The organism is Agrobacterium larrymoorei, from assembly GCF_005145045.1.
Lineage (GTDB): Bacteria > Pseudomonadota > Alphaproteobacteria > Rhizobiales > Rhizobiaceae > Agrobacterium > Agrobacterium larrymoorei.
The window spans coordinates 1,349,880-1,370,732 of sequence record NZ_CP039691.1 but is presented as its reverse complement, the minus strand read 5'-3'; the positions used below and the strand labels follow the sequence as shown (position 1 = coordinate 1,370,732).

Here is a 20,853-nt window from a genome sequence, read left to right as displayed (position 1 = left end):
AATATCATCGGCCAGAGCTTATAAATGAGGAAAGCCAGACAATGCGGAATTGTCTGGCTCCTGAATCGCACCGCTGCGGCTGCCTGTAAAAAGTTTACGGCAGCTCGAATGTAAAGGTCAGCATATATTCGTTCCCCGTCACGCGGTCGCGCGTGCGGGTCACCTTCAGAACCACGCCTTCGAACTTGTGCTGCACGCCTTCGGTGATCCGCCCTCCGGTCGTGGCTTCTCTGGAGATGGACGTTGCCCCATAGCCGAGTTCGTATTTGTCGGTTCTGGCACCTTCCATATAAGTCTTTGCGATAGTGCCGCTCCAGTCGTTGCGGCTGCCCGATAATTCGAAGCCACGCGCATTTAAATCCTGAAACACCGAACCCCTGAACGCCGAATTATCGCGGCGCCAGCTCGTGTTGGCGCTCACCTTGGAAAGCTCATGGCCATTATGCTCCAGCGACAGGCCGCTAGATCTCTCGTAACGCGGCTTCCCGTTGGCACCGTAGTCTCCGGCAATGCTGTTGGTATAATTGAAGATATAGAGATCGCTTTGCGCATTGTATTTGAAGCCGTAGGTGGAGTTGGCGTTGCGCAATTGTACGCCCAGTGCCGGTTCGCTGCCCAGAATGGGAGAAACGTTGCTGGGGTTGGATAGTGGCAGTGTGAGCTTTTCGAACTGGCTCTTGGTCAGTTCGACCGGCTTGCCGCTCTTGTCGAAACCGCCAACCGCAAGGCACGGACGCTGGTCGATCACGCTTTTCAGCGCAAAGATGGTGCACCCATCCGGCGTCGTCGCAGCAATTGCGGCGTGAACGGAATTGCGCAGCGTGTAATTGCCGCAGCAGGAAAATGCGTCGTTATCGATGGCGGCGTCTTTGGTATAGCCAGTGAAGACCACACCACTTGCGCCGCGTGACAGGCTGGCATCGCCAAAGCGCGGTCCGCTTTTCAAGGGAAACAGCTTGAAATCATCGCTATTCGCCATTGCTTTGGGGGTGGATAGCTCAGATAGCGGACTACCAGACATTCCAAATCTCCTCATTACAAAAATCGTGCCGAACGGAAAGACGTAACTATTGCGAGTGAGAATGGGGCAAAATTAAAGCCACAGGGTGAAATTTGGACACAAAAAACGGACGCTGCAAAACAGCGTCCGTGATGCTATCGGGCTAAGGCTGATCAGGCGGCGCGCGAAAAGCCTTGCGCACCCGCAGTGTGACCAAGCTGGAAGCGTGACAGCAGCGCACGCAACTGGCGGCTTTCCTCCGCCAATGTCTGGCTTGCAGCCGTGGTTTCTTCCACCATTGCCGCATTCTGCTGCGTCATTTGGTCCATGTGGTTGACGGAGGTATTGATCTCCTGCAGGCCCGTCGCCTGCTCCCGCGCGGTGGTTGCAATCGTGTTGACGTGGCCATCGACACGGTTGACCAGCGAGACGATCTCTTCCAGCGCATCACCCGTCGAACGAACGAGCGAAACGCCGCCATTGACCTGCTCCGCAGAGCTGTTGATCAGCGCCTTGATCTCTTTTGCAGCATTTGCGGAACGCTGTGCGAGTTCGCGCACCTCCTGCGCAACGACGGCAAAACCACGACCGGCCTCGCCTGCCCGCGCGGCTTCGACACCGGCATTGAGAGCAAGGAGATTGGTCTGGAACGCGATCTCGTCGATCACGCCGATGATCTGGCCGATCTTCTGCGAGGATTCCTCGATGCGGCTCATAGCCTCAACCGCGTTGCGAACGATATCGCCGGAACGTCCGGCGCTGTCCTTCGTCTCCGTCACCATTTGCCGCGCCTCGTTTGCGCGCTCGGAAGCGGTGCGAACGGTTGCGGTGATTTCATCCAGCGCGGCAGCGGTTTCTTCCAAAGCTGCTGCCTGTTGTTCGGTGCGGCGAGACAGGTTGCCGGTTGCCTCGCTGATGTCCGACGCGCTGTCGTTCACCACATGGCTGGTGCGGGCAATGCCTTCGATGACATCGTGAAGAGCGCTGATCGCACTGTTGAAGTCCATGCGCAGCTTTTCATATTCCGAGCCGATCTGACCGATCTGCACCGTGAGGTCTCCATCGGCCAGCTTTTCAAGCGCCCGGCCAAGCTCTCCCATGGCATGCGCCTGCCGGTCAGATGCGGAACGCAGCGCTTCCTCGCCCTCGCGACGTGAATCCTCGAATGCACGCTGCTGTTCGGCTTCACGCCGCTGCAACTGGCTGCGCTCATTGACGGAATCGCGAAGCACGAGCAGCGTCTTCGCCATCGCGCCAATTTCATTGCGACGGTCGGCAAAGGGTACGTCTACATTCGCATCACCGTCTGCAATGCTGATCATGCTGTTCTTCAGGCGACCGATTGGCCGCGTAACGCTTCCAACAACAGCGGCAGCGGCACCCAGAACGACGACTGCGCAAGCCAGACAAAGACCGGCATAAATCATGGCCTCCTTCCAGAAGGCGGCCTTCAGGTCATCCACGTAAACACCGGTGCCGACGATCCAGCCCCAGGGCGCAAAACCTTCCACGAAGGAAAACTTCTCGACCGGATCCGGCGCGCCGGGCTTCGGCCAATAGTAGTCCACGAAGCCCTTGCCGCCAGCCTTGACGGTGTTGACGAACTCTACGAAAAGCTGCTTGCCATTCGTGTCTTTGTTGTTGGTAAGGTCCGTGCCGTTCAGTTCCGGCTTGATTGGGTGCATGACCATTTTCGGGACCATATCGTTGATCCAGAAATAACCGCTGCCCTTGTCATAACGCATTGCCGCAAGCGAGGCCTTGGCCTGCTGCTGCGCCGCCTCCCGCGTCAGAGCGCCGCTCTGCTCCATGCGATAATACTGGTCCAGAATAGCGACAGCCGTATTGGTCATCGCTTCTAGTCCTGCTTTACGTTCCCGCTCCATCCCCCGGTAACTGCCAAACAGACTGGATGTAAGAGCGGCCGCCAATATCGCAAGAAACAACACAACAAGCGTGTAGAGACGCTTGGAAATCGTGAGATGTTTCATATGGTGACCACTTCTATTGTTGTTAAACACAACCATAAATATTCCTGAAGTATTGACGATAGATAAATCAGCAAGGAAATTCGGGCTTAGACTAAAGTTTAATGTTCTGATTTTACTACCAAATACAACCTATGGTTATTCGTGTAGTTTGGCCATCCTCGCTCGTCTCATATGCAACAAAGCGTTAATTGCCGGGGCGTATCATAATGGGCCAGAACCAAAAACGACGAGACGGATGATGAGCAGGCCCAATTTCCGCTACACCCACTATGATCTGAAGGAATTGCGTGCCGGAACGATCATCGAAGTCACGCTGAGCGCGGTCAATAATGTGCGGCTTATGAATGCCGGCAACTTTCAGCGCTTCACCGAAATGCTGGATTTCAAGTATCACGGCGGCATCGCTAAAAAGTCACCGATCCGCATTCCGATCCCGGAATCAGGCCTCTGGCATCTCATCGTGGATGAGGAAGGGCATAATGGCCTGGCGGAATCTTCGGTCAAGATGCTGCCTGCGCATACCGCCCCCGGCACGCTACGCAAGGCATCCTAATAGTAGGTTTTAGCGGCTGCTACGCTCACGCCTCAGCTTCGCCCACCAGTCCAGACGCTTGCGAATATCCCGCTCGAAGCCGCGATCCGGTGGATCGTAAAAGGTCGTGCGGCCCATTTTCTCCGGAAAGTAATCCTGCCCAGAAAAGGCATCGGGCTCGTCATGGTCATAGCGATAGCCATCGCCATACCCCTCGCCCTTCATCAGCTTGGTCGGTGCGTTGAGAATATGCTTCGGTGGCAGCAGCGAGCCGTTTTCCTTGGCCGCGCGCATCGCGCTTTTGTAAGCCGTATAGACGGCATTGGATTTCGGTGCGGTGGCGAGATAAACGCAGGCCTGCGCCAATGCCAGTTCCCCTTCCGGCGAACCAAGATAATCATAGGCATCCTTGGCCGCATTGCAGATGACAAGCGCCTGCGGATCGGCAAGGCCGATATCCTCTACCGCCATGCGCACCAGCCGACGCCCGAGATAGAGCGGGTCTTCACCCGCATCCAGCATGCGCGCCAGATAATATAGCGCCGCATCCGGGTCCGAGCCGCGCACGGACTTATGCAGCGCGGAGATCAGATTGTAATGCCCGTCCTGGCTCTTGTCATAGACCGGCGCACGACGTTGGACGATGCGCGTCAGGCCTTCGGTATCGAACACCTCACCCTCTCGGGCCGCGCGCCACACCTCTTCGGCCAACGTCAGCACCGCACGCCCATCGCCATCCGCCATGCGCAACATGGAAAGCCGCGCACCTTCATCGAGCGGCAGCGGCTTTCCTTCCGTTTCCTCTGCACGCTTCAGAAGCTCCGAAAGGCTTTCCTCGTCATGCGATTTGAAGGTCAGCACGCGCGCGCGAGATAAAAGAGCGGCGTTGAGTTCGAAGGAAGGATTTTCGGTGGTCGCGCCAACGAGAATGATCGTGCCGTCTTCCATGACGGGCAGGAAACTATCCTGCTGGGCGCGGTTGAAGCGATGAATCTCGTCCACGAAAAGCAGCGTCTGCCGCCCGTTCATGCGCCGCGTGCGCGCCGCTTCGAACACCTTCTTGAGATCGGCCACGCCGGAAAAAATTGCTGAAATCTGCTCGAAAGCCAGCCCCGCCTCGCCGGAAAGCAGGCGGGCAACCGTCGTCTTTCCCGTGCCCGGAGGCCCCCAGAATATCATTGAGCCCAGCGAACCGCTCTCGATCATGCGGCGCAGGACGCCCTCTTCACCCGTCAGATGCGATTGGCCGGTAACCTGCGCAAGCGTGGTTGGCCGCAGCCGGTCGGCCAAAGGCCGCCGGTTGGCGACCTCTGCTGGAATCTGCGGTGCGAAAAGGTCTCCGCTCATCGCAGGAATTGCCGGATGCGCTGACCGTCACGAACGATTTCCAGACGCCAGAAGCCTGGATCGTCATGCAGTGCATCCTCCATCTGGGCGCTGGTGGTGATGTCGGCACCGTTCAGCGAAACGATGATATCCTTCGGCTGGAAGCCGACGCGAGACGCGGGCGAACCGCGCTTGACATCGACGATCACAACGCCGGTCGTTGCGGTGGACATGCGAAGCTCATCCGCAAGCTTTGGCGAAAGATTGGCAACCGTTGCACCGGCAAACGGGTTGCGGCCTTCCAGCAAACGCTCGTCACGCGGTGCCGTTTCCGGCGCGGTATCGAGCGAGATGGTGACGGTCTTTTCCGCGCCCTTCTCGATCAGCGTGATCTTGGCAGACTTGCCGATACCCGCCGTCGTCAGGCGGTAGCCCAGCGCATCCGGGTGTTCCACCTCTATGCCATTGACGGCAGTGATGACCTGCCCCGGCTCGATGCCCGCCTTTTCCGCAGGTCCGCCCTTCACCACGCTGACGACGAGCGCGCCGCGGGCGCGCTTGAGGCCCAAGGCTTCCGCCACTTCCGATGTAACCGGGTCGAACGTCGCGCCGACATAGGGACGCTGGAAGCTCTTGTCGCCCTTTTCGGCAGCGGCAAGGAACACTTTCACCAGATTGGCGGGAATGGCAAAGCCGATACCGTTGGACCCGCCGCCGCGCGAGAAGATCGCCGTATTGATGCCGATCAGCTCACCCGCCATATTCATCAGTGCGCCGCCGGAGTTGCCGGGGTTGATCGATGCATCCGTCTGGATGAAGAAGCCGAAATCGCCCTGCGTGACCTGATTGCGTGCCAAAGCGGATACGATACCGCTCGTCACCGTCTGCCCCACGCCGAAGGGGTTGCCGATGGCAAGCACGAGATCACCGACTTCCGCCTTATCTGAATCGCCCAAGGCCAGAACCGGAAACTGTTCCTTCGCATCGATCTGCAGAACCGCGAGATCGAGACGGTCGTCTTTCAGCAGCACCTTGGACGAGAATTCGCGGCCATCTGCGAGCGCGACCTTGATATCGTCGGCGCCTTCGATGACGTGGTTATTTGTAACGACCAGCCCGCTGGCCGTCGCAATGACGCCGGAGCCCAGAGATGACTGCTTTTCCGTGCGGTTGGGCGATTGCTGCCCGAAAAACTGTTCGAAGAAGGGATCACCGGCGAAGGGAGATGCCCGGCGCTGAACGATGCGTTCCGCATAGACATTCACGACAGCGCCGGAAGTGCGCTTGACTAGCGGCGCAAAGGAAAGCTGCATTTCCGCACTGCTGGCGGGCACAGTCTTGGTGTCCTGCGCATGCGCTCCGACGGGCGCGAGAAGCAAAGCCGCAAGAAAGCCGTGGACCGTGAATTTCAACAAGCGCTGCATGTGATTCCTCATCTCCATCAATAGGATGCAGTTATAACGTCTCAGCCTATAAATCAAAGGGCGGCAATATCATGACGCGGCAGTTACGTGGCGCTCGCTTTACTTTCTTTGGAACAAGTTTTGATGGTTCAGAATTTATCACCCAAGAAAATTGATGAAACGAGAAACAAAATGCAGTTCCGAAAGCATGTACTCGCACTTCTGATCGTCTGCGCTTCCTATTCCCACGGCTCGCCTGTAGGTGCCGCCAGCTTCGATTGCGCAAAGACGGACTTGGCAGCCGATGAAAAGGCCATCTGTGAAAACCGCGCCCTGAACGATCAGGACGTGCGCATGGCCACCACCTTCGATATTCTGACCCAGCTGATGGCAATGGGCGCACGCGATACGCTCAAGACCGAGCAGAGCGAGTGGCTGAAACACCGCCAGACCTGCGCCGCAGACGTCGCATGCCTGACCAAAGCCTATGACGAGCGCATGACCAAGCTCGGCGAAGCCTTCCAGAACATAAACCGTCCGCTCTAAACGACGGAGATGATACTGCTCATCAGTCCATGCAACTCGTCTCTGTAACCGGTACGCGCCGATGGCGCGTCCTCACGGGATGTCATCACGACCGATAGTTTCTTCGACGGCACGATATAAAGCATCTGCCCGCCATAGCCCCAGGCATAGAAAACCTTCTCACCCGCCATATCCTTGATGAACCAGCAATAGCCATAACCGTCTCCATTGAAGACGGAATTTGTTCGTCGCATCCACGACTGGTCTATCCAGCTTTGCGAAATCAGCCGCGCGCCATCAGCCGTCACACCGCCACGTCTATACAGCTCCCCGAAGGCCAACAGCGAACGCGCCGTCATGGCCATCTGGTTTCCGCCGAGATAAATGCCCTGCGGATCGCGTTCCCAACTGCCAATGGAAAAGCCATCGAGCGGCTTGAACCAATCCCGCGCCAGCGCCAGCGTCGAGCGGCCCGAGGCTTTCGTCAGTATGGCCGAGAGCAGATGCGTGGAGCCAGTGGAATAAAGCATCCCTCCGCCCGGCTCTCCCGCAAAGCCGGAGCCCAAAGCCGTGCGGACCCAATTGCGGCTCGAAACCCAGCGTCCGTAATTCGGCCCGGACATGCGCTCCAGCCCGGACTGCATGGAAAGCAGGTTGCCGATGGTGACACGCTCCAGCCTCGGATCAGGGTTGGAAGGAAAATCCGCCCGCAAGACGGAAGCAATAGGCTGATCCGCCCCTTCCAAAATCTTGCGATCAATCGCTATGCCGACCAGCGCGGAAATGATGGATTTCGAGGCAGACTTGATGTTGGTGGAGCCGTTCAGTGTAGAGCCATTATAGGCGCGTGAGCCCGCCTCATTTCCATCGACACTGACGATGACGGCCTTCAAACTACCCAGCGATCCGGCCTTCTCAAGAATTGGGCCCAACCGTACATTCGCGGAAGGAGACTGCGCGCGGACAACCGTTGCAAGAGGAAGGGAAGCGATGAGGGCAAGTGCGGTACGACGTTTCATGCTCATCTATTTAAGCAGCTATAGCTCCGGAAAAAGCGCTATCACCGCCTTGTTACCTCCGGTCGCGGACGACAAAAACGAATCCCGAAACAATCTCTTCTCGCTTTTTCCTGAATCGAAATCTCAGCAAGCTGAATCATTTTGTTAAGTCGGGCACGCCTTATTCCTCATAAATCATCTTCTTCGTCATGCCGCCGTCCAGCACCATTACCTGCCCCGTCATGAAACCGGCACCGCTGAGGTAAAGAACCGCATCCGCAATATCCTCCGGCCTTCCGACGCGTCCAACCGGATGTTGGGTCTTGTCTTTCTCCCGCAGATTCGTTTCATTCGTAATCCAGCCAGGCGCTATCGCATTCACGCGGATTTTCGGCCCAAGGCTCACGGCCAACGCGTGCGTCAGCGCCACAAGCCCGCCTTTGGAAGCCGCATAGGCCTCCGTTTCCGGCTCCGACATGAAGGCGCGCGTGGAGGCCATATTGACGATGCTCGCCCCCTCACCCATCAGCGGCACGGCGGATCGCGTCATCAAAAACGCACCCGTCAAATGGCTATCCGTCACTTTGCGCCAATCGGAAAGCGACAGTTTATGGATCGGCCCGTTGACCGGCCCGGCAATGCCCGCATTGTTGACGAGAAGCTCCAGCCCCTTCCAGCCGAGCTGATCGAAGGCGGCAGCGACGGAGGTTTCGTTGCCGACATCGCACAGAATATGCCGCGCCTTCGTGGTGGTTTCCTTTATGTCGAAAGAGGCAACCGTCCACCCGTCATTAAGAAGAGCTTCGATAATCCCCGTCCCGATCAACCCGCCACCGCCGGTAACGATTGCACGCTTCATGATATTGCCTCCTTGCATGTCGTCCGCCAACGCTCTCGCACAGATGCTTGTTCCGGCACAAAAACACGGTTGCAATGAGTGTCCGCACACGCATGATCAGGCACATGAAGAACCCCAGCCAGCGCCCAGCATTCCTGCATTCTAACCGCCTCTGCCTCAGACCGTTCGAAATGAGGGATGCCGAAAGGCTCGCCCGCATCACCAACGACCCACTCGTCACCCGCAATCTTCTAAAAACGACAACACCTTTTACCATTGACGATGCACGGCAACGCATCCTCCGCCTTCGCAAGCGGAACAGCCCCGTCTGGGCCATCGATAACGGCCAACTCATCGGCCTGATCGGCATCGCAGGCGAATTCGGCTACTGGCTCGCCCGTTCGGCGTGGGGAAAAGGCTACGCTACAGAGGCTGCGCGGCTCGTCATCGATCACGCGTTTGAAGGCCTCGGCTTTGAGACACTTCACGCCAACCCCATCGCCGACAATAAGCCATCACGTCGCTTGCTGGAAAAGCTGGGTTTCAAGCAATATGGCCGGGCAATCGCTTTTTGCAGGGAGAGAAGAAAAACGGTCACCCTCGTCAGATACAGATGCGAGGGAAACCAGCATTCAGATGACGAGCACTAAAAATGCTCGCCACTCGGTATTTATGTGCGCGCTTCCTCGCTAGCTGGAAGCGCTTTCGGATCAAAAGAACGCCAGATAAGCCTGTTCATTCAATGTCTCGATTGCCTCTTCGAAGTATGGGTAGAAAATCGGCCCATTGATCCGTATCGTGGCATCGAGAAAATTGTCGCCCCAGAATTCAGGGTTTTCCAAGCTCCACTTGACGGCAAAAAAAGCTCGGCTTTGCCGGTGGTAACGCATGGAGGCCATATGGGACAGATCGCGCCTGTCAAATCCACGCTCCGTTGCCACGATAACATTATCGACGGTCTCAAGCGGATTGTATGACCGCCCATGATAGTGCCCGTCATTTATAGACACTCGGGGACCGTGAAACTTCGCCGCCCTCAGAAAGTAATCCGCTTCCTGAAATCCGATATTACAGAAACGCTCATCCCACAAACCAATGCGCTTGACGGCTTGGGCGTTATAACTGACGCAATTGTCACCAGCACCGTAGGTTACGAGATCATATTTCTCGTGGTTAGAAATAATACCCTCAAGATAATTGGGAGCGAAAATACAGTCGTTCTGGCTAAGTATCAGCAAATCGGCAGCGGGATTTCTCAGGTCGACAAAGCCTGCGATAATTGCCTGATTCCAGTTACGCGAAAGATGACCGGTAGAAAAGTCAGGTCTCGCCTCGTTTCGGATAAAGAAAACCGGATGAGGTCCGTCATATCTATCTTCTGAATGATTTGCGATTACGAATACCTGCCTGTCATGCTCGGTCTCGGTCGCGAATATGCTATCGATTGCCTTATTAAGCATTGGAGTATTTTTATACGTAACAATGTAGTGTTTTATTATCATATTCGACCTCAAGATGTATCTGCCACCATTAACCAACGTAATCTTGTGCAGGACTTGCGTCTGATTACACGCTCTTGAAGTGACTATTCCCGATAATAGCCTCGGCTTATCTGGGAAGATAAAAGACCCTCATGTAACGATCGGGATCACCCTCGTTCTCTTTTTGCCCTAGGCCCGACTGGTGAGCGGCAACGCCGAATTATAAGGTCATGATCGCGGAACCCGCCAGGGTGGATTGAGACGGTTGTCACCCGCATGATAGAGCGTGAGCCGATTGCCCGCCGGATCGAGCAATTCCGCCTGCCGCCACAGCCATCGTTCATCCCGAGGCGGATGCAGGAACTCTATGCCAGCAGCCATCAGCCTTTCGAAAACCGAATCCAGATCATCGCATTCGAAGTAGATCGTCGTACCGTTGCTGACGGTCTCACCCTTGTACAGCGAGAAAGTGCTTCCGCCATCGGGGCAGAGAAATCGAACGTAGTTGGGGCGGGAGTCGACAATCGGCTCAAGGCCAAGCGCACAATAGAAATCCCAACCCTTATCAAGATCGGGCATGGCAACGGAGACTTGATTCAAATTCATGAGAAACTCCGGTAAACTGCTTATTTGAAAACAAAAGCCGTGATTATGCACGGCTTCAGGACATAAAAATTCCACCGTCGTACCGGACTTGATCCGGTATCCAGTCAGCCCAAGTCCTTGGGCTGAAAGAACCTCTTTTCGCCTTGCAGACGCAAGGCGACTGGACCCCGGCTCAAGGCCGGGGTGACGGAGGTAATGGTTCTCCGCGTACCAAATCTCATCCATCAGGATGACGTTGGCGTGTGTGTTTGCCTTACTCCGGCAAAATCCGCACAGCACCCTTATCCGCGCTCGACGCAAACGCCGCATAGGCCTTCAGCGCCGTCGTCACATTACGCTTGCGGAACTCCGCAGGCTTCCAACCGAGCTGGTCCTGTTCGGCGCGGCGGGCGGCGAGTTCGGCGTCGGAAACCTTGAGGTTGATCGTGCGGTTGGGGATATCGATCTCGATAGGATCACCCTGACGCACGAGGCCGATGGCGCCGCCCTGTGCTGCCTCTGGCGAGGCGTGGCCGATGGAAAGGCCGGATGTGCCGCCGGAGAATCGACCGTCGGTGATCAAGGCGCAGGCTTTACCGAGGCCCTTCGACTTCAGATAGCTGGTCGGGTAAAGCATTTCCTGCATGCCCGGGCCACCCTTCGGTCCCTCGTAACGGATGACGACGACGTCGCCTTCCTTGACCTCGTTGGAAAGAATGCCCTTCACGGCAGCGTCCTGGCTTTCGTAAACGACAGCCGTGCCGTTGAATTTCAGAATGGATTCATCCACGCCAGCCGTCTTCACAATGCAGCCATCCAGCGCGATATTGCCGTAAAGCACGGCCAGACCGCCATCCTTGGAGAAAGGCTTTTCGACGGAGCGGATAACGCCATTTTCGCTATCGGTATCCAGATCATCCCAGCGCGAGGACTGGCTGAAGGCCACCTGCGTCGGCACGCCGCCGGGGGCCGCCTTGAAGAATTCGCGCACGGTTTCTGAGTTGGTGCGGGTGATATCCCAGCGGTCGATGGCATCGCCCAGCGTCGTTGCGTGCACCGTCGGGCAATCGCGGTTGATGAGACCGCCGCGATCCAGTTCGCCCAGAATACGCATGATGCCGCCTGCGCGGTGAACGTCTTCCATGTGCACGTCCTGCTTGGCAGGCGCGACCTTGGAGAGGCACGGAACCTTACGAGAAAGGCGGTCGATGTCTTCCATGGTGAAATCAACGCCGCCTTCGTGAGCAGCCGCCAGAATATGCAGAACCGTGTTGGTGGAACCGCCCATGGCAATATCCAGCGACATGGCGTTTTCAAATGCGGCCTTGCTGGCAATGGTGCGCGGCAGAACGGTTTCGTCGTCCTGCTCGTAATAGCGGCGCGCCAGATCGACGATCAGGTGGCCAGCTTCCACGAACAGGCGCTTGCGATCCGAATGCGTGGCCAGCGTGGAGCCGTTGCCGGGCAGCGAAAGCCCCAGCGCTTCGGTCAGACAGTTCATGGAGTTGGCCGTGAACATGCCCGAGCAGGAACCACAGGTCGGGCAAGCCGAACGCTCGATGATCTTCACGTCCTCATCGGAAACCTTGTCATCGGCAGCAGCAACCATGGCATCGACCAGATCGAGCGCAACGGTCTTGCCATGCAGCACGACCTTACCCGCTTCCATCGGCCCACCGGAAACGAAAACGGCGGGAATGTTAAGGCGCATCGCAGCGCTCAGCATGCCGGGCGTGATCTTGTCGCAGTTGGAAATGCAGACCATCGCATCGGCGCAGTGCGCGTTGACCATGTATTCGACGCTATCGGATATGATTTCACGCGAAGGCAGCGAATAGAGCATGCCATCGTGCCCCATGGCGATACCGTCATCAACGGCAATCGTATTGAATTCCTTGGCAACACCGCCCGCCGCCTCAATCTCGCGCGCCACGAGCTGGCCGAGATCTTTCAGGTGAACGTGACCCGGCACGAACTGCGTGAACGAATTGACGACAGCAATGATCGGCTTGCCAAAATCACCGTCCTTCATGCCAGTCGCGCGCCAAAGGCCACGCGCACCGGCCATGTTGCGGCCATGGGTTGTCGTTCTGGAGCGATAGACAGGCATCTGCTTATTCCTCGGTTCTCTCAAGCTCGCGGGTTTTCTCCCAAAGCGCACAAAGCGCCCTACCCGCTTAAAAGTCTGAAGCGTCTTCTACTCCAAACACAAAGCCCTGTCACGGTCACCTTGGGGCAAAACAGTACGGTCCGGTACGGTACGATTATTTCGTCAATACGCATTTAACATCCCATACAACAACAAATTAAGTTCTTGTGGCGAATCGATGCATCTCTTAGCGTTTCTACAGGCACGCCCGAGCCTCCCCCCTCCGAAGGGAAAGCATCTGACATGTAGGGTTTATGTTTAATCATCGAACCACCTGGTCGGGCATCGCATAAGGAGGGATTGCGCCTAAGCTCGTGAGGAGGTCTTGATGAAATTGTCAGCGCCGATTTTCAAACTTAAACACCGGGCAAAAACCATCGCTCGGGATACGAACATACCGCTGAATGAGGCACTCAACCTCGTTGCTCGTAATGAAGGTTTTCCAAGCTGGAGCGCACTTTCTTCACACGTGGCGCGGTTATCATTGTCTGCAAAATTACTGACCACATTGAAAAATGGGGACCTACTTTTGCTCGCTGGACGCCCGGGGGAAGGGAAAACAACCCTCGCCCTTCAACTACTTCTCGAAGCCGCTCGTGAAGGCAGACGAGCCGCGCTCTTCACGTTGGAGTACACTTCAGACGAAGCAAGACGACATTTGCGTGCACTGAGTAAAGAAGACGTAAAAGTTGCTGAGGCTGTAGAGATAGCTACGTCGAATGACATCAGCGCTGATTATATTGTCGCAAATCTATCCAATGCGATGTCAGGCACGGTCGCGGTCATCGACTACCTTCAACTTCTCGATCAGCAAAGAACAAAACCGACCCTTGATCACCAAGTAAAACAACTAGCCGAATTTGCAAAAAAATCAGGCATCACCTTCGGCTTTATCTCCCAAGTTGACAGGACTTTCGATGACACGACAAAAAAAATACCTGACGTTTCTGATATTCGCCTGCCAAACCAATTAGATATCAAACTGTTCAACAAAGCATGTTTTGTACACGATGGAGAAGCACAGCTTCACACATTGACCTGACTTATCTGACTGTTTTCAGGAGGGGCTAACCTCTATTCAGAACACTTCAGGAAACTGGTGGTAACGGGAAGCACTTCCAAACTTCGCCTGTCCAGCTGCGACAACACCTCATCGAAACCCCTTTTCGAGGACCATCCCAGCTGCTCACCCGCCCGGGCATTGCAGTAGATGCGGTCGATAGCGCTGGGCAGGTGCCATCCTCGTTTATTGAACTCAGCAGCAAGAAAAGGGATGCGTGAGGTAATGAGAGCAGCAGCGTCTGTCTCTAAGGCACTGCAGTCCTCCCTTGTGAACGGGCTTGTTGCGGAAATGATATATCGCTGAAAATGTGCACCTGAATTTGTCAACGCGAGCAGATGGGCGTCTGCGACATCACGAATGTCAACGCCGCGATTTAGCCGATGAACAGCCATCGCATCGGCAGGCTCCGGAAAACTGCGAGACATGCGCAGGATACGGACATTAAAAATAGGACTTGCAATCTCCTCAAGCAATTGCTCCGCAGCCAACTTCGTCGTGTGATAAATGCTCTTCGGCTGAGGCAGCGTGTCCTCATCTATCCATGTGCAGCGATGATTTGAGATCGCATATCCATAGAGGGCTGTCGTACTGGTAAAGACTATTCGTTTTAAGCCTTCTGCTATAGCAGCCTCAGCAACAAGGCGGGTGCCATCAACATTGATGCGATAGAATTCACTGTCCGCAACTGCGCCCACATGTGGAGCGTGAAGCGCCGCAGTATGGATGACGGCATCTGCATTTCGAAAAGCAGACCTCAGCCTTTTTTCGTCAGCAAAGTCACCCACAACATGAGTCGTTGAAAAAGGTGTTCGATCAATTCCCAAGACATCGTGTTTACCTGCAATCGCATTAAAGATTGCCCGACCGACGCGGCCTGAACTGCCCGTGATTACAACTCGCATATCGCTTCCTAAAAAATATTCACACTGATATCTTAATTGCCTCGGCTCTCTACTGGCATTCTGATCAGCGTAGAAAAGCTCTGGCAAGCCGGTGCTGAAAGCCAGCAAAACCTAATAATGCATTTCCTTCACATTCACGCGATTACATGAACTGAAGCCTGTTGTTTGCCGTAAAGCAGAGACATATCATATGCCAGCCAGCTCGTGACGCGTGCCCTATGCGTCGCTGGTGCCTCAGGAGGTCTTCATGCCAGCCTATCGCCCGCCCCGTATCGCTTCCAGCGAAATCACACCTCGTGACATCTACTTTTCCAGACGAAGCTTTCTTGGCACCGCGGCGGGTTTTGCGGCCATTGGGCTGACCGGGCGTGAAGCATTGGCAGCGACTTTGGTGGCCAAGCCGGGCGCGTATAAGCTGGATGAGAAAATGACGCCGCTCGATGCCGTGACCAGCTACAATAATTTTTACGAATTCGGCGTCGGCAAGTCTGATCCGAAGGAAAACTCTGGCAAGTTCAAGCCTACGCCGTGGACGGTCAAGGTCGATGGTCTCGTAGGCAAGCCGAAGGAATTCGGGCTCGAGGAGTTGATGAAGTTTCCGCTTGAGGAGCGGCCTTACCGCATGCGCTGCGTCGAAGGCTGGTCGATGGCCATTCCGTGGATCGGCTTTCCGCTCGCGGCCCTGCTCGACAAGGTAGAGCCGCAGGGCAGCGCGAAATTCGTGTCGTTCGAAACCGTCGTCCGTCCTGATGAAATGCCGGGCCAAAGCGGGCTCTTCCAGCCGCTGGACTGGCCCTATGTCGAGGGCCTGCGTCTGGATGAGGCACGCCATCCGCTGACCATCCTCGCCGTTGGCCTTTATGGCGAAACCCTTCCGAACCAGAACGGCGCGCCGATCCGCCTCGTCGTGCCATGGAAATACGGCTTCAAGGGCATCAAATCCATCGTGCGCATTTCGCTGGTAGAAAAGCAGCCGGAAACGACATGGAAGAACTCCAACGCGCGCGAATACGGCTTCTATTCCAACGTCAACCCGCATGTGGACCATCCGCGCTGGAGCCAGGCAACGGAGCAGCGCATAGGCGAAGGCGGCTTCTTCGGCACGCAGAACCGCCCGACGCTGATGTTCAACGGATATGACGACGTTGCCAGCCTCTATACCGGCATGGACCTGAAGGCGAATTACTGACAATGGCCGCCTTCTCGTTGCCGTCTCTGCCCAAGCGCTACCAGCCTGCCGCAATCTGGGCTCTCTATATTTTGGGGCTCTGTCCGGGCGTCTGGTATTTCTACCTCGCCGCAACCGGCGGGCTCGGCTTCAATCCGGTGAAGGATTTCGAGCATCTGCTGGGCATCTGGGCGCTACGCTTCCTCTGCCTTGGCCTCATCGTCACCCCGCTACGCGATCTGTTTAACATAAACCTCATCGCCTATCGCCGCGCGTTAGGCCTCATTGCCTTCTATTATGTGCTTGCCCATTTCGCCGTCTATCTGACGCTGGATCGCGGCCTAGTCTTCAGCTCCATCATAGGCGACATCCTGAAGCGCCCCTATATCATGCTCGGCATGGCGGGCCTCGTCATGCTGATACCGCTTGCAGCAACATCCAACCGGTGGTCCATCCGCAAGCTCGGCCCCCGCTGGAACTCACTGCACAAACTCGCCTACCCCATCCTCATCGTTGGCGTGCTGCACTTTGTGCTGGCCCGAAAAAGCCTCACACTCGAACCCGTCTTCTACATTACGGTCATGACCCTGCTTCTCGGTTACCGACTTATTCGGCCAAGCTTGATGGCGCGGAGAAGAAAGGCCCGCGCTGGATCTCAGCCTTTACGGCAACAACACAATAGCTGATGCAGTGATAAGCTCCCAAGGAATCACTTCCGGAGTTAGACAGCATGCTGAAGATCGCAGCAGCGCAGAGTATCGTATCTGCCGACATCCGCGAGAATGGAAAGACGATCCGCAGCCTCATCCAAGAAGCCGCGGAGCAAGGCGTTCGCCTTATTAATTTTTGCGAAGGCGCTCTGTCGGGATACTCAAAAGCTCAAGTTACCTCGCCTGAAGACTGGCAGAAACTCGACTGGACGCTCCTTGAGCAAGAACTGGACGAAATCTCTGACTGCTGCAAAACCCACAGCATATTTGCGGTCGTAGGTTCAGCATATCCTCTATTACCTCACCGCGCTCCTCTCAACAGCCAGCTCATCTTTAATGACAACGGAGAATTAATAGGAAGATACGACAAGCGATACTTGTCCAACTCCGAATTGAATGGCTGGTTCACGCCGGGCAAAGACGCAATGACGTTCGAGGTGGATGAGTTTCGCTTCGGCTGCTTGACCTGTATCGAAGTCCAGTTTCCCGAGCTTTTCATGGAATATGAGCGAGAAAACGTGGACGCGATCCTGTTCTCATCATACGGAATCAGAAACTTTTTTCAGATCGCCTTACGTGCCCATGCAGGCTTCAACTGCCTATGGATCAGTGGCGCGACTCCAGCACAGACAGCAAACGAAGGCCCTGCCGGTATCATAGGACCTAACGGCAAACTTGTATCCCACTGCGCTACTCAACAAGTGAATGCGCTTGCTACTGCCACACTAGATCGAAACGATCCCGCCTTCCATGAGGCGCTTCACCTCGCTCGCCCTTGGAGAAGAAAGGCGCGAGAAGGTGCAATTTACAACATCTCCGAAGCACGATAACCTTCCACAAAAATGCTGGGGAATGAACGGCGGGACCACCACCGTCTTCCCTAACTGAGACCTCCAGTTTCCATCTGAAAGGAACCGGCTTTGCGTCACGGCATGCTCTTGGCTCTGGCAAGCACACTCGCATTTCCGGCTCATGCGGCCAGCATCAAGCCCGGCCCGTCCGCCACCGATTATATGTTTCAGTGCGGCGCCACCTTCATCATCAAGGCTCACACGCTGAAGAGCGAAGCCAAGCCGACGAAGGCACAGCAGCAGCAAGCGGTTCAATATACGGAAAAATTCAACGATCTAGCAGCCAAAGCCGAAGCGTCCTTCGTTAAGTTTAACCGCACGGCAAAGGATGCGCGAAACTACATGCAGCAGCATGTAGACGAGATGAACGTGATTTTCGCGCAGGACCCGGCAACCGCGCGACGGTTCCTGCGCCTGTGTGACGCGCGTTTCCCCGATTGAAGCAACGGCTTACCTATTCTGCCCGCATCAGGATTTAGGCGGTTCTGGAAGCCCAAGCTCGATGAGCTTGCGCGCGATGACCTGCCGGGCTTGAAGATAGACGTTGCTGGCATTGCGCGCCGATAGCGAGATGTTGCGCGTATCCGAGCCGGGGCGAAGCGCCATGGCCTTGGCGAAAGCCTCTTCCGCATCCTTCTGCCGACCGGCATTGCTATAGGCCGCCGCCAGCATGAAAAAGCTGCGCCCGGACGCTGGCGTGATCGCGATTGCACGCTCCAGCCAGCGGATTGCCTCCTCGTTGCGGCCCATCATCAACGTGGTCCAGCCAGCGCCAAGCATCCATGTCCAGCGCGAAACGGCTGGCGTATCGAAAGCATCCGCGCGTGTGAACGTCGCAAGCGCATCATCGAAACGACCAAGCTGTACCTGCGTCATTCCCAGATGATACAGCGCCATTCCGTCCCACGGATTGTAATCGAGTATATTTGCGCAGGCGACGAGGCTTTCCGCAAAGGCATTGGTCAACGTCAAAAGCCGACAATAAGCGTTCATGGCATCCAGCGACTCGGGATGCGCGCTCAACGCGCTTTCGATGAGAGACCTTGCCTCCGCCTCCGCTTTCTGGCTCTCCTCCGGCGTATACCATGTCATCTGCACACCGCGCAGATGCATGGCCGCAAGCGCGATCTGAAGTTCGATGTTGCCGGGCCTGGCGGCAAGGCTCTTTTCGAGAATGGAGCGCGCCACCTCGAAACGTTCCTGCGTGGTCTGGGCAATCGACGCATCCGCTTGCTGAAGCACAACATTGTCTCGCGCCTCGAGAGATGCAGTGCCTTCCCGCAGATTACCAAGCCGGACCGCTAAAGGATAACCAACACCAGCCGCAAGCCGCGTCTCGATCAAATCTGGATTTGCTTCATCGCCAGAAACTCTCGCCTCGAGAACACCAGCCACCTTGCCGTCCGCAGCCTCGATCAATGTTACCCTGTAAACCCAGCCGCTCTGGCTTTTGCTGAGCTCACCCCGTATCTCGGTGGCGGACATTTGCCATGGAAACATCGCCTTGGCGTCCGCAGGCTGAACCAGTTGAACGCCGTCTATCCTGGAAAGCCCGCCGACCAGTTCACTGTAAATACCCTGCGCGATGCCTGCGCCTCTTTCATCCCTGCTCAAATCAACCGTTCTGGGCACGACCAGCAAAATGGTGGACGATGAGGCCAGATAGCTCGTCATAAAAGTCGAGACCGCGGCAACCACTAAAGCCAGACAGCAAAAGATTGTTACTGCGCGCTTCCCGAAACGCGGCTTCATAGACGACATCGGCAACGCAGTGCGCTCCTCCGACAGCTCCGTTTCCGTTGTTACGTCGAGCGTGAAAATATAGCCCCGGCCCGAAACCAGCTTTATCGCCTGCCGATCATTGTCACCAAGGGCAGTACGGATTTCGCGAATAGCCTGAAACAGACTGTCTTCGCCCACATTCGTATCCGGCCAGACCGCTTCCATCAATTCGGCCTTGGAAAGCAGGGTCGACTGGTGGCTGACGAGAAGACGAAGAACCTCGAAGGCACGCGCGCCCAAACGCACCTGCTCGCCATCAGCCTTGAACAGCTCACGACGCTCCGGGTCTAAAACGAATCCCGCAAAACAGAACACGCGTTCCCCCGGCAAGTCCACGATAATGGGCTTGGCACTATAGGCAGGCCCGTATCCCCGTCAACGCTGGCAGAGAGCGAGAGCGTTTCAAACCTCTTCCTAAACACCCATAGACCGGCCTTTTCAGAAAAAATCAGAAATCTTCAAGGGAAAGCAGGCGGGCCTTCAGGACCGGAATCTGCGCGCGGATTAATTTCAAGTCACGCATGCAAACCGAAAGGGCGGCAAATCGTGAGCGAAATTGTTTGGTTGCCGAGGGAACGACGCGGTTGGGAAGAGATAGGTTCGACGGCGTTATCCGATGCGAAGGTGGATGCAACATGCCTGAGGCGTATTAATACCGGGCGGTTGGCACAAACTAGCGTCGATGAGACATTGATCTTCGGCGCCGTCACTTATCTCGCCAACAGCTTTATCGCGCTCCACGAAAAGGCACCCAGAACAGCTGCCCTTTTTGCCTCGCAACAGCGCTGGCTCTTGTGCCATGCAGCTCTCGCCCAACATTTCGGCAAAGCATGTGAAGGTTCACCGGGCTTGACAAGACGGTCGCTTGGCAAGCTCGCCGTCCATCATCAAATTGCCAGCCGCAACACCGCATTCGCTTTTTTCGATGAGATTCTGAAATACGGGATCATCGAACAAACTGATCGGAGGGACATTGCGATCCCCTCACGCGAAACTCTGGCTCTGCTAAAACGCTGGTATGAATTCCATTTTTGCGCACTCGATATGATGGACGGCGGGCAACGGTGCGGTTGGTTCCTTGCCCGTTCAGAGCAACTGGTGGCAAAGCTGTCACCCATCGTCGGCAAAAAACTTCTGGAGCAAACAGAGGTAAGATCGCCTGGACATTATTGTGCAATCTTCACGGACGGAGACGCAGGTGGTCTGATCATGGATCGTCTGGCAGCAACCGCGGACTGGCCCGGAACCCCAGAACAGAAACACTACCTCACCGAAATTACCGCAATAGCGGAACTCGCCCGGCTTACCGGCCTGTCCCGCGCCCATACCAGCCGCAAACTGGCAGCATCCGAACGCCTGGGCGGAACCGGCTGGTCCGGCGCCCGCGGCCGCTCTCGCTTATGGATTTCAAGAGAATTCCTCATCCAGTACGCCGAAACCCAATTGCAGAAGCTGACGATTTTGAACGAGGCGCTGGAAGAGGTGGGCGCAGATGACGACACCATGGAAGCTGAAAGCGGCAAAGCACGCAGTGCCTAGCGCAAAAATA

At 56.0% G+C, this 20,853-nt stretch carries 20 protein-coding genes; 9 read left to right on the top strand and 11 right to left on the bottom strand.

Annotated elements, in window-relative coordinates:
* Positions 1 to 94 precede the first annotated feature (94 nt).
* Both CFBP5473_RS06485 and CFBP5473_RS06480 read right to left on the bottom strand, forming a co-directional pair.
* On the bottom strand, positions 95 to 1,021 hold the full coding sequence (locus CFBP5473_RS06485) for a hypothetical protein (RefSeq protein ID WP_037172069.1): 927 nt from the start codon (positions 1,019 to 1,021) through the stop codon (positions 95 to 97).
* A 152-nt stretch (positions 1,022 to 1,173) separates the two neighbouring features.
* Complete coding sequence (locus tag CFBP5473_RS06480; RefSeq protein ID WP_027677388.1) at positions 1,174 to 2,991, bottom strand: methyl-accepting chemotaxis protein; 1,818 nt, start codon at positions 2,989 to 2,991, stop codon at positions 1,174 to 1,176.
* A 238-nt stretch (positions 2,992 to 3,229) separates the two neighbouring features.
* Here CFBP5473_RS06480 and CFBP5473_RS06475 point away from each other — a divergent pair, with 238 nt between their 5' ends.
* Positions 3,230 to 3,544: a DUF1883 domain-containing protein gene (locus CFBP5473_RS06475; protein WP_027677389.1), complete on the top strand. Its 315-nt coding sequence runs from the start codon at positions 3,230 to 3,232 to the stop codon at positions 3,542 to 3,544.
* A 9-nt stretch (positions 3,545 to 3,553) separates the two neighbouring features.
* On the opposite strand, the gene CFBP5473_RS06470 is transcribed toward CFBP5473_RS06475, so the two are convergent.
* Complete coding sequence (locus CFBP5473_RS06470) at positions 3,554 to 4,870, bottom strand: replication-associated recombination protein A (RefSeq protein ID WP_027677390.1); 1,317 nt, start codon at positions 4,868 to 4,870, stop codon at positions 3,554 to 3,556.
* Positions 4,867 to 6,273 (bottom strand): DegQ family serine endoprotease, encoded by a 1,407-nt coding sequence (locus CFBP5473_RS06465; RefSeq protein WP_027677391.1) that lies wholly within the window; start codon positions 6,271 to 6,273, stop codon positions 4,867 to 4,869. The genes CFBP5473_RS06470 and CFBP5473_RS06465 overlap by 4 nt, the downstream gene beginning before the upstream one ends.
* 171 nt (positions 6,274 to 6,444) lie before the next feature.
* On the opposite strand from CFBP5473_RS06465, the gene CFBP5473_RS06460 reads away from it, so the two are divergent.
* Positions 6,445 to 6,798, top strand: a complete 354-nt coding sequence (locus CFBP5473_RS06460) for a lysozyme inhibitor LprI family protein (RefSeq protein WP_027677392.1) — start codon at positions 6,445 to 6,447, stop codon at positions 6,796 to 6,798.
* On the opposite strand, the gene CFBP5473_RS06455 is transcribed toward CFBP5473_RS06460, so the two are convergent.
* A complete protein-coding gene (locus tag CFBP5473_RS06455) occupies positions 6,795 to 7,796 on the bottom strand; it encodes a serine hydrolase domain-containing protein (protein ID WP_027677393.1) in 1,002 nt (333 codons plus the stop codon). The two genes, CFBP5473_RS06460 and CFBP5473_RS06455, sit on opposite strands and share 4 nt — an antisense overlap.
* Before the next feature lie 160 nt (positions 7,797 to 7,956).
* The gene (locus CFBP5473_RS06450; protein ID WP_027677394.1) at positions 7,957 to 8,634 is read right to left on the bottom strand and encodes an SDR family oxidoreductase; all 678 of its coding nucleotides are present in this window, start codon (positions 8,632 to 8,634) and stop codon (positions 7,957 to 7,959) included.
* A gap of 104 nt (positions 8,635 to 8,738) precedes the next feature.
* Between CFBP5473_RS06450 and CFBP5473_RS06445 the strand changes: the two genes are divergently transcribed.
* A complete protein-coding gene (locus CFBP5473_RS06445; protein ID WP_157835831.1) occupies positions 8,739 to 9,263 on the top strand; it encodes a GNAT family N-acetyltransferase in 525 nt (174 codons plus the stop codon).
* A gap of 60 nt (positions 9,264 to 9,323) precedes the next feature.
* Here CFBP5473_RS06445 and CFBP5473_RS06440 read toward each other — a convergent pair whose 3' ends face one another.
* The 3 genes from CFBP5473_RS06440 to ilvD form a co-directional block, all read right to left on the bottom strand.
* Positions 9,324 to 10,073, bottom strand: a complete 750-nt coding sequence (locus CFBP5473_RS06440; protein ID WP_136954327.1) for a glycosyltransferase family 2 protein — start codon at positions 10,071 to 10,073, stop codon at positions 9,324 to 9,326.
* A gap of 249 nt (positions 10,074 to 10,322) precedes the next feature.
* Entirely contained in the window at positions 10,323 to 10,700 is a 378-nt protein-coding gene (locus CFBP5473_RS06435) for a VOC family protein (protein ID WP_027677396.1), read from the bottom strand.
* A gap of 253 nt (positions 10,701 to 10,953) precedes the next feature.
* Positions 10,954 to 12,789: a dihydroxy-acid dehydratase gene (gene ilvD / locus CFBP5473_RS06430; RefSeq protein WP_027677397.1), complete on the bottom strand. Its 1,836-nt coding sequence runs from the start codon at positions 12,787 to 12,789 to the stop codon at positions 10,954 to 10,956.
* A 367-nt stretch (positions 12,790 to 13,156) separates the two neighbouring features.
* On the opposite strand from ilvD, the gene CFBP5473_RS06425 reads away from it, so the two are divergent.
* Positions 13,157 to 13,870, top strand: coding sequence for a DNA helicase (locus tag CFBP5473_RS06425; protein ID WP_027677398.1), 714 nt, complete (start codon positions 13,157 to 13,159; stop codon positions 13,868 to 13,870).
* A 32-nt stretch (positions 13,871 to 13,902) separates the two neighbouring features.
* On the opposite strand, the gene CFBP5473_RS06420 is transcribed toward CFBP5473_RS06425, so the two are convergent.
* Positions 13,903 to 14,793: an NAD-dependent epimerase/dehydratase family protein gene (locus CFBP5473_RS06420; protein ID WP_027677399.1), complete on the bottom strand. Its 891-nt coding sequence runs from the start codon at positions 14,791 to 14,793 to the stop codon at positions 13,903 to 13,905.
* A 247-nt stretch (positions 14,794 to 15,040) separates the two neighbouring features.
* Between CFBP5473_RS06420 and msrP the strand changes: the two genes are divergently transcribed.
* The 4 genes from msrP to CFBP5473_RS06400 all read left to right on the top strand — a co-directional run bounded on the left by msrP (position 15,041) and on the right by CFBP5473_RS06400 (position 17,963).
* Positions 15,041 to 15,982: a protein-methionine-sulfoxide reductase catalytic subunit MsrP gene (gene msrP, locus CFBP5473_RS06415; protein WP_027677400.1), complete on the top strand. Its 942-nt coding sequence runs from the start codon at positions 15,041 to 15,043 to the stop codon at positions 15,980 to 15,982.
* Positions 15,983 to 15,984: 2 nt separating this feature from the next.
* Positions 15,985 to 16,647, top strand: a complete 663-nt coding sequence (msrQ, locus tag CFBP5473_RS06410; protein WP_027677401.1) for a protein-methionine-sulfoxide reductase heme-binding subunit MsrQ — start codon at positions 15,985 to 15,987, stop codon at positions 16,645 to 16,647.
* A 44-nt stretch (positions 16,648 to 16,691) separates the two neighbouring features.
* Positions 16,692 to 17,501: a carbon-nitrogen hydrolase family protein gene (locus CFBP5473_RS06405; protein ID WP_234881787.1), complete on the top strand. Its 810-nt coding sequence runs from the start codon at positions 16,692 to 16,694 to the stop codon at positions 17,499 to 17,501.
* A 90-nt stretch (positions 17,502 to 17,591) separates the two neighbouring features.
* Complete coding sequence (locus CFBP5473_RS06400) at positions 17,592 to 17,963, top strand: hypothetical protein (protein WP_136954326.1); 372 nt, start codon at positions 17,592 to 17,594, stop codon at positions 17,961 to 17,963.
* A gap of 27 nt (positions 17,964 to 17,990) precedes the next feature.
* On the opposite strand, the gene CFBP5473_RS06395 is transcribed toward CFBP5473_RS06400, so the two are convergent.
* Positions 17,991 to 19,619, bottom strand: a complete 1,629-nt coding sequence (locus CFBP5473_RS06395; protein ID WP_037172073.1) for a winged helix-turn-helix domain-containing protein — start codon at positions 19,617 to 19,619, stop codon at positions 17,991 to 17,993.
* 231 nt (positions 19,620 to 19,850) lie between these two features.
* Between CFBP5473_RS06395 and CFBP5473_RS06390 the strand changes: the two genes are divergently transcribed.
* The gene (locus tag CFBP5473_RS06390; protein WP_136954325.1) at positions 19,851 to 20,843 is read left to right on the top strand and encodes a hypothetical protein; all 993 of its coding nucleotides are present in this window, start codon (positions 19,851 to 19,853) and stop codon (positions 20,841 to 20,843) included.
* The last annotated feature ends 10 nt before the right edge of the window (positions 20,844 to 20,853 follow it).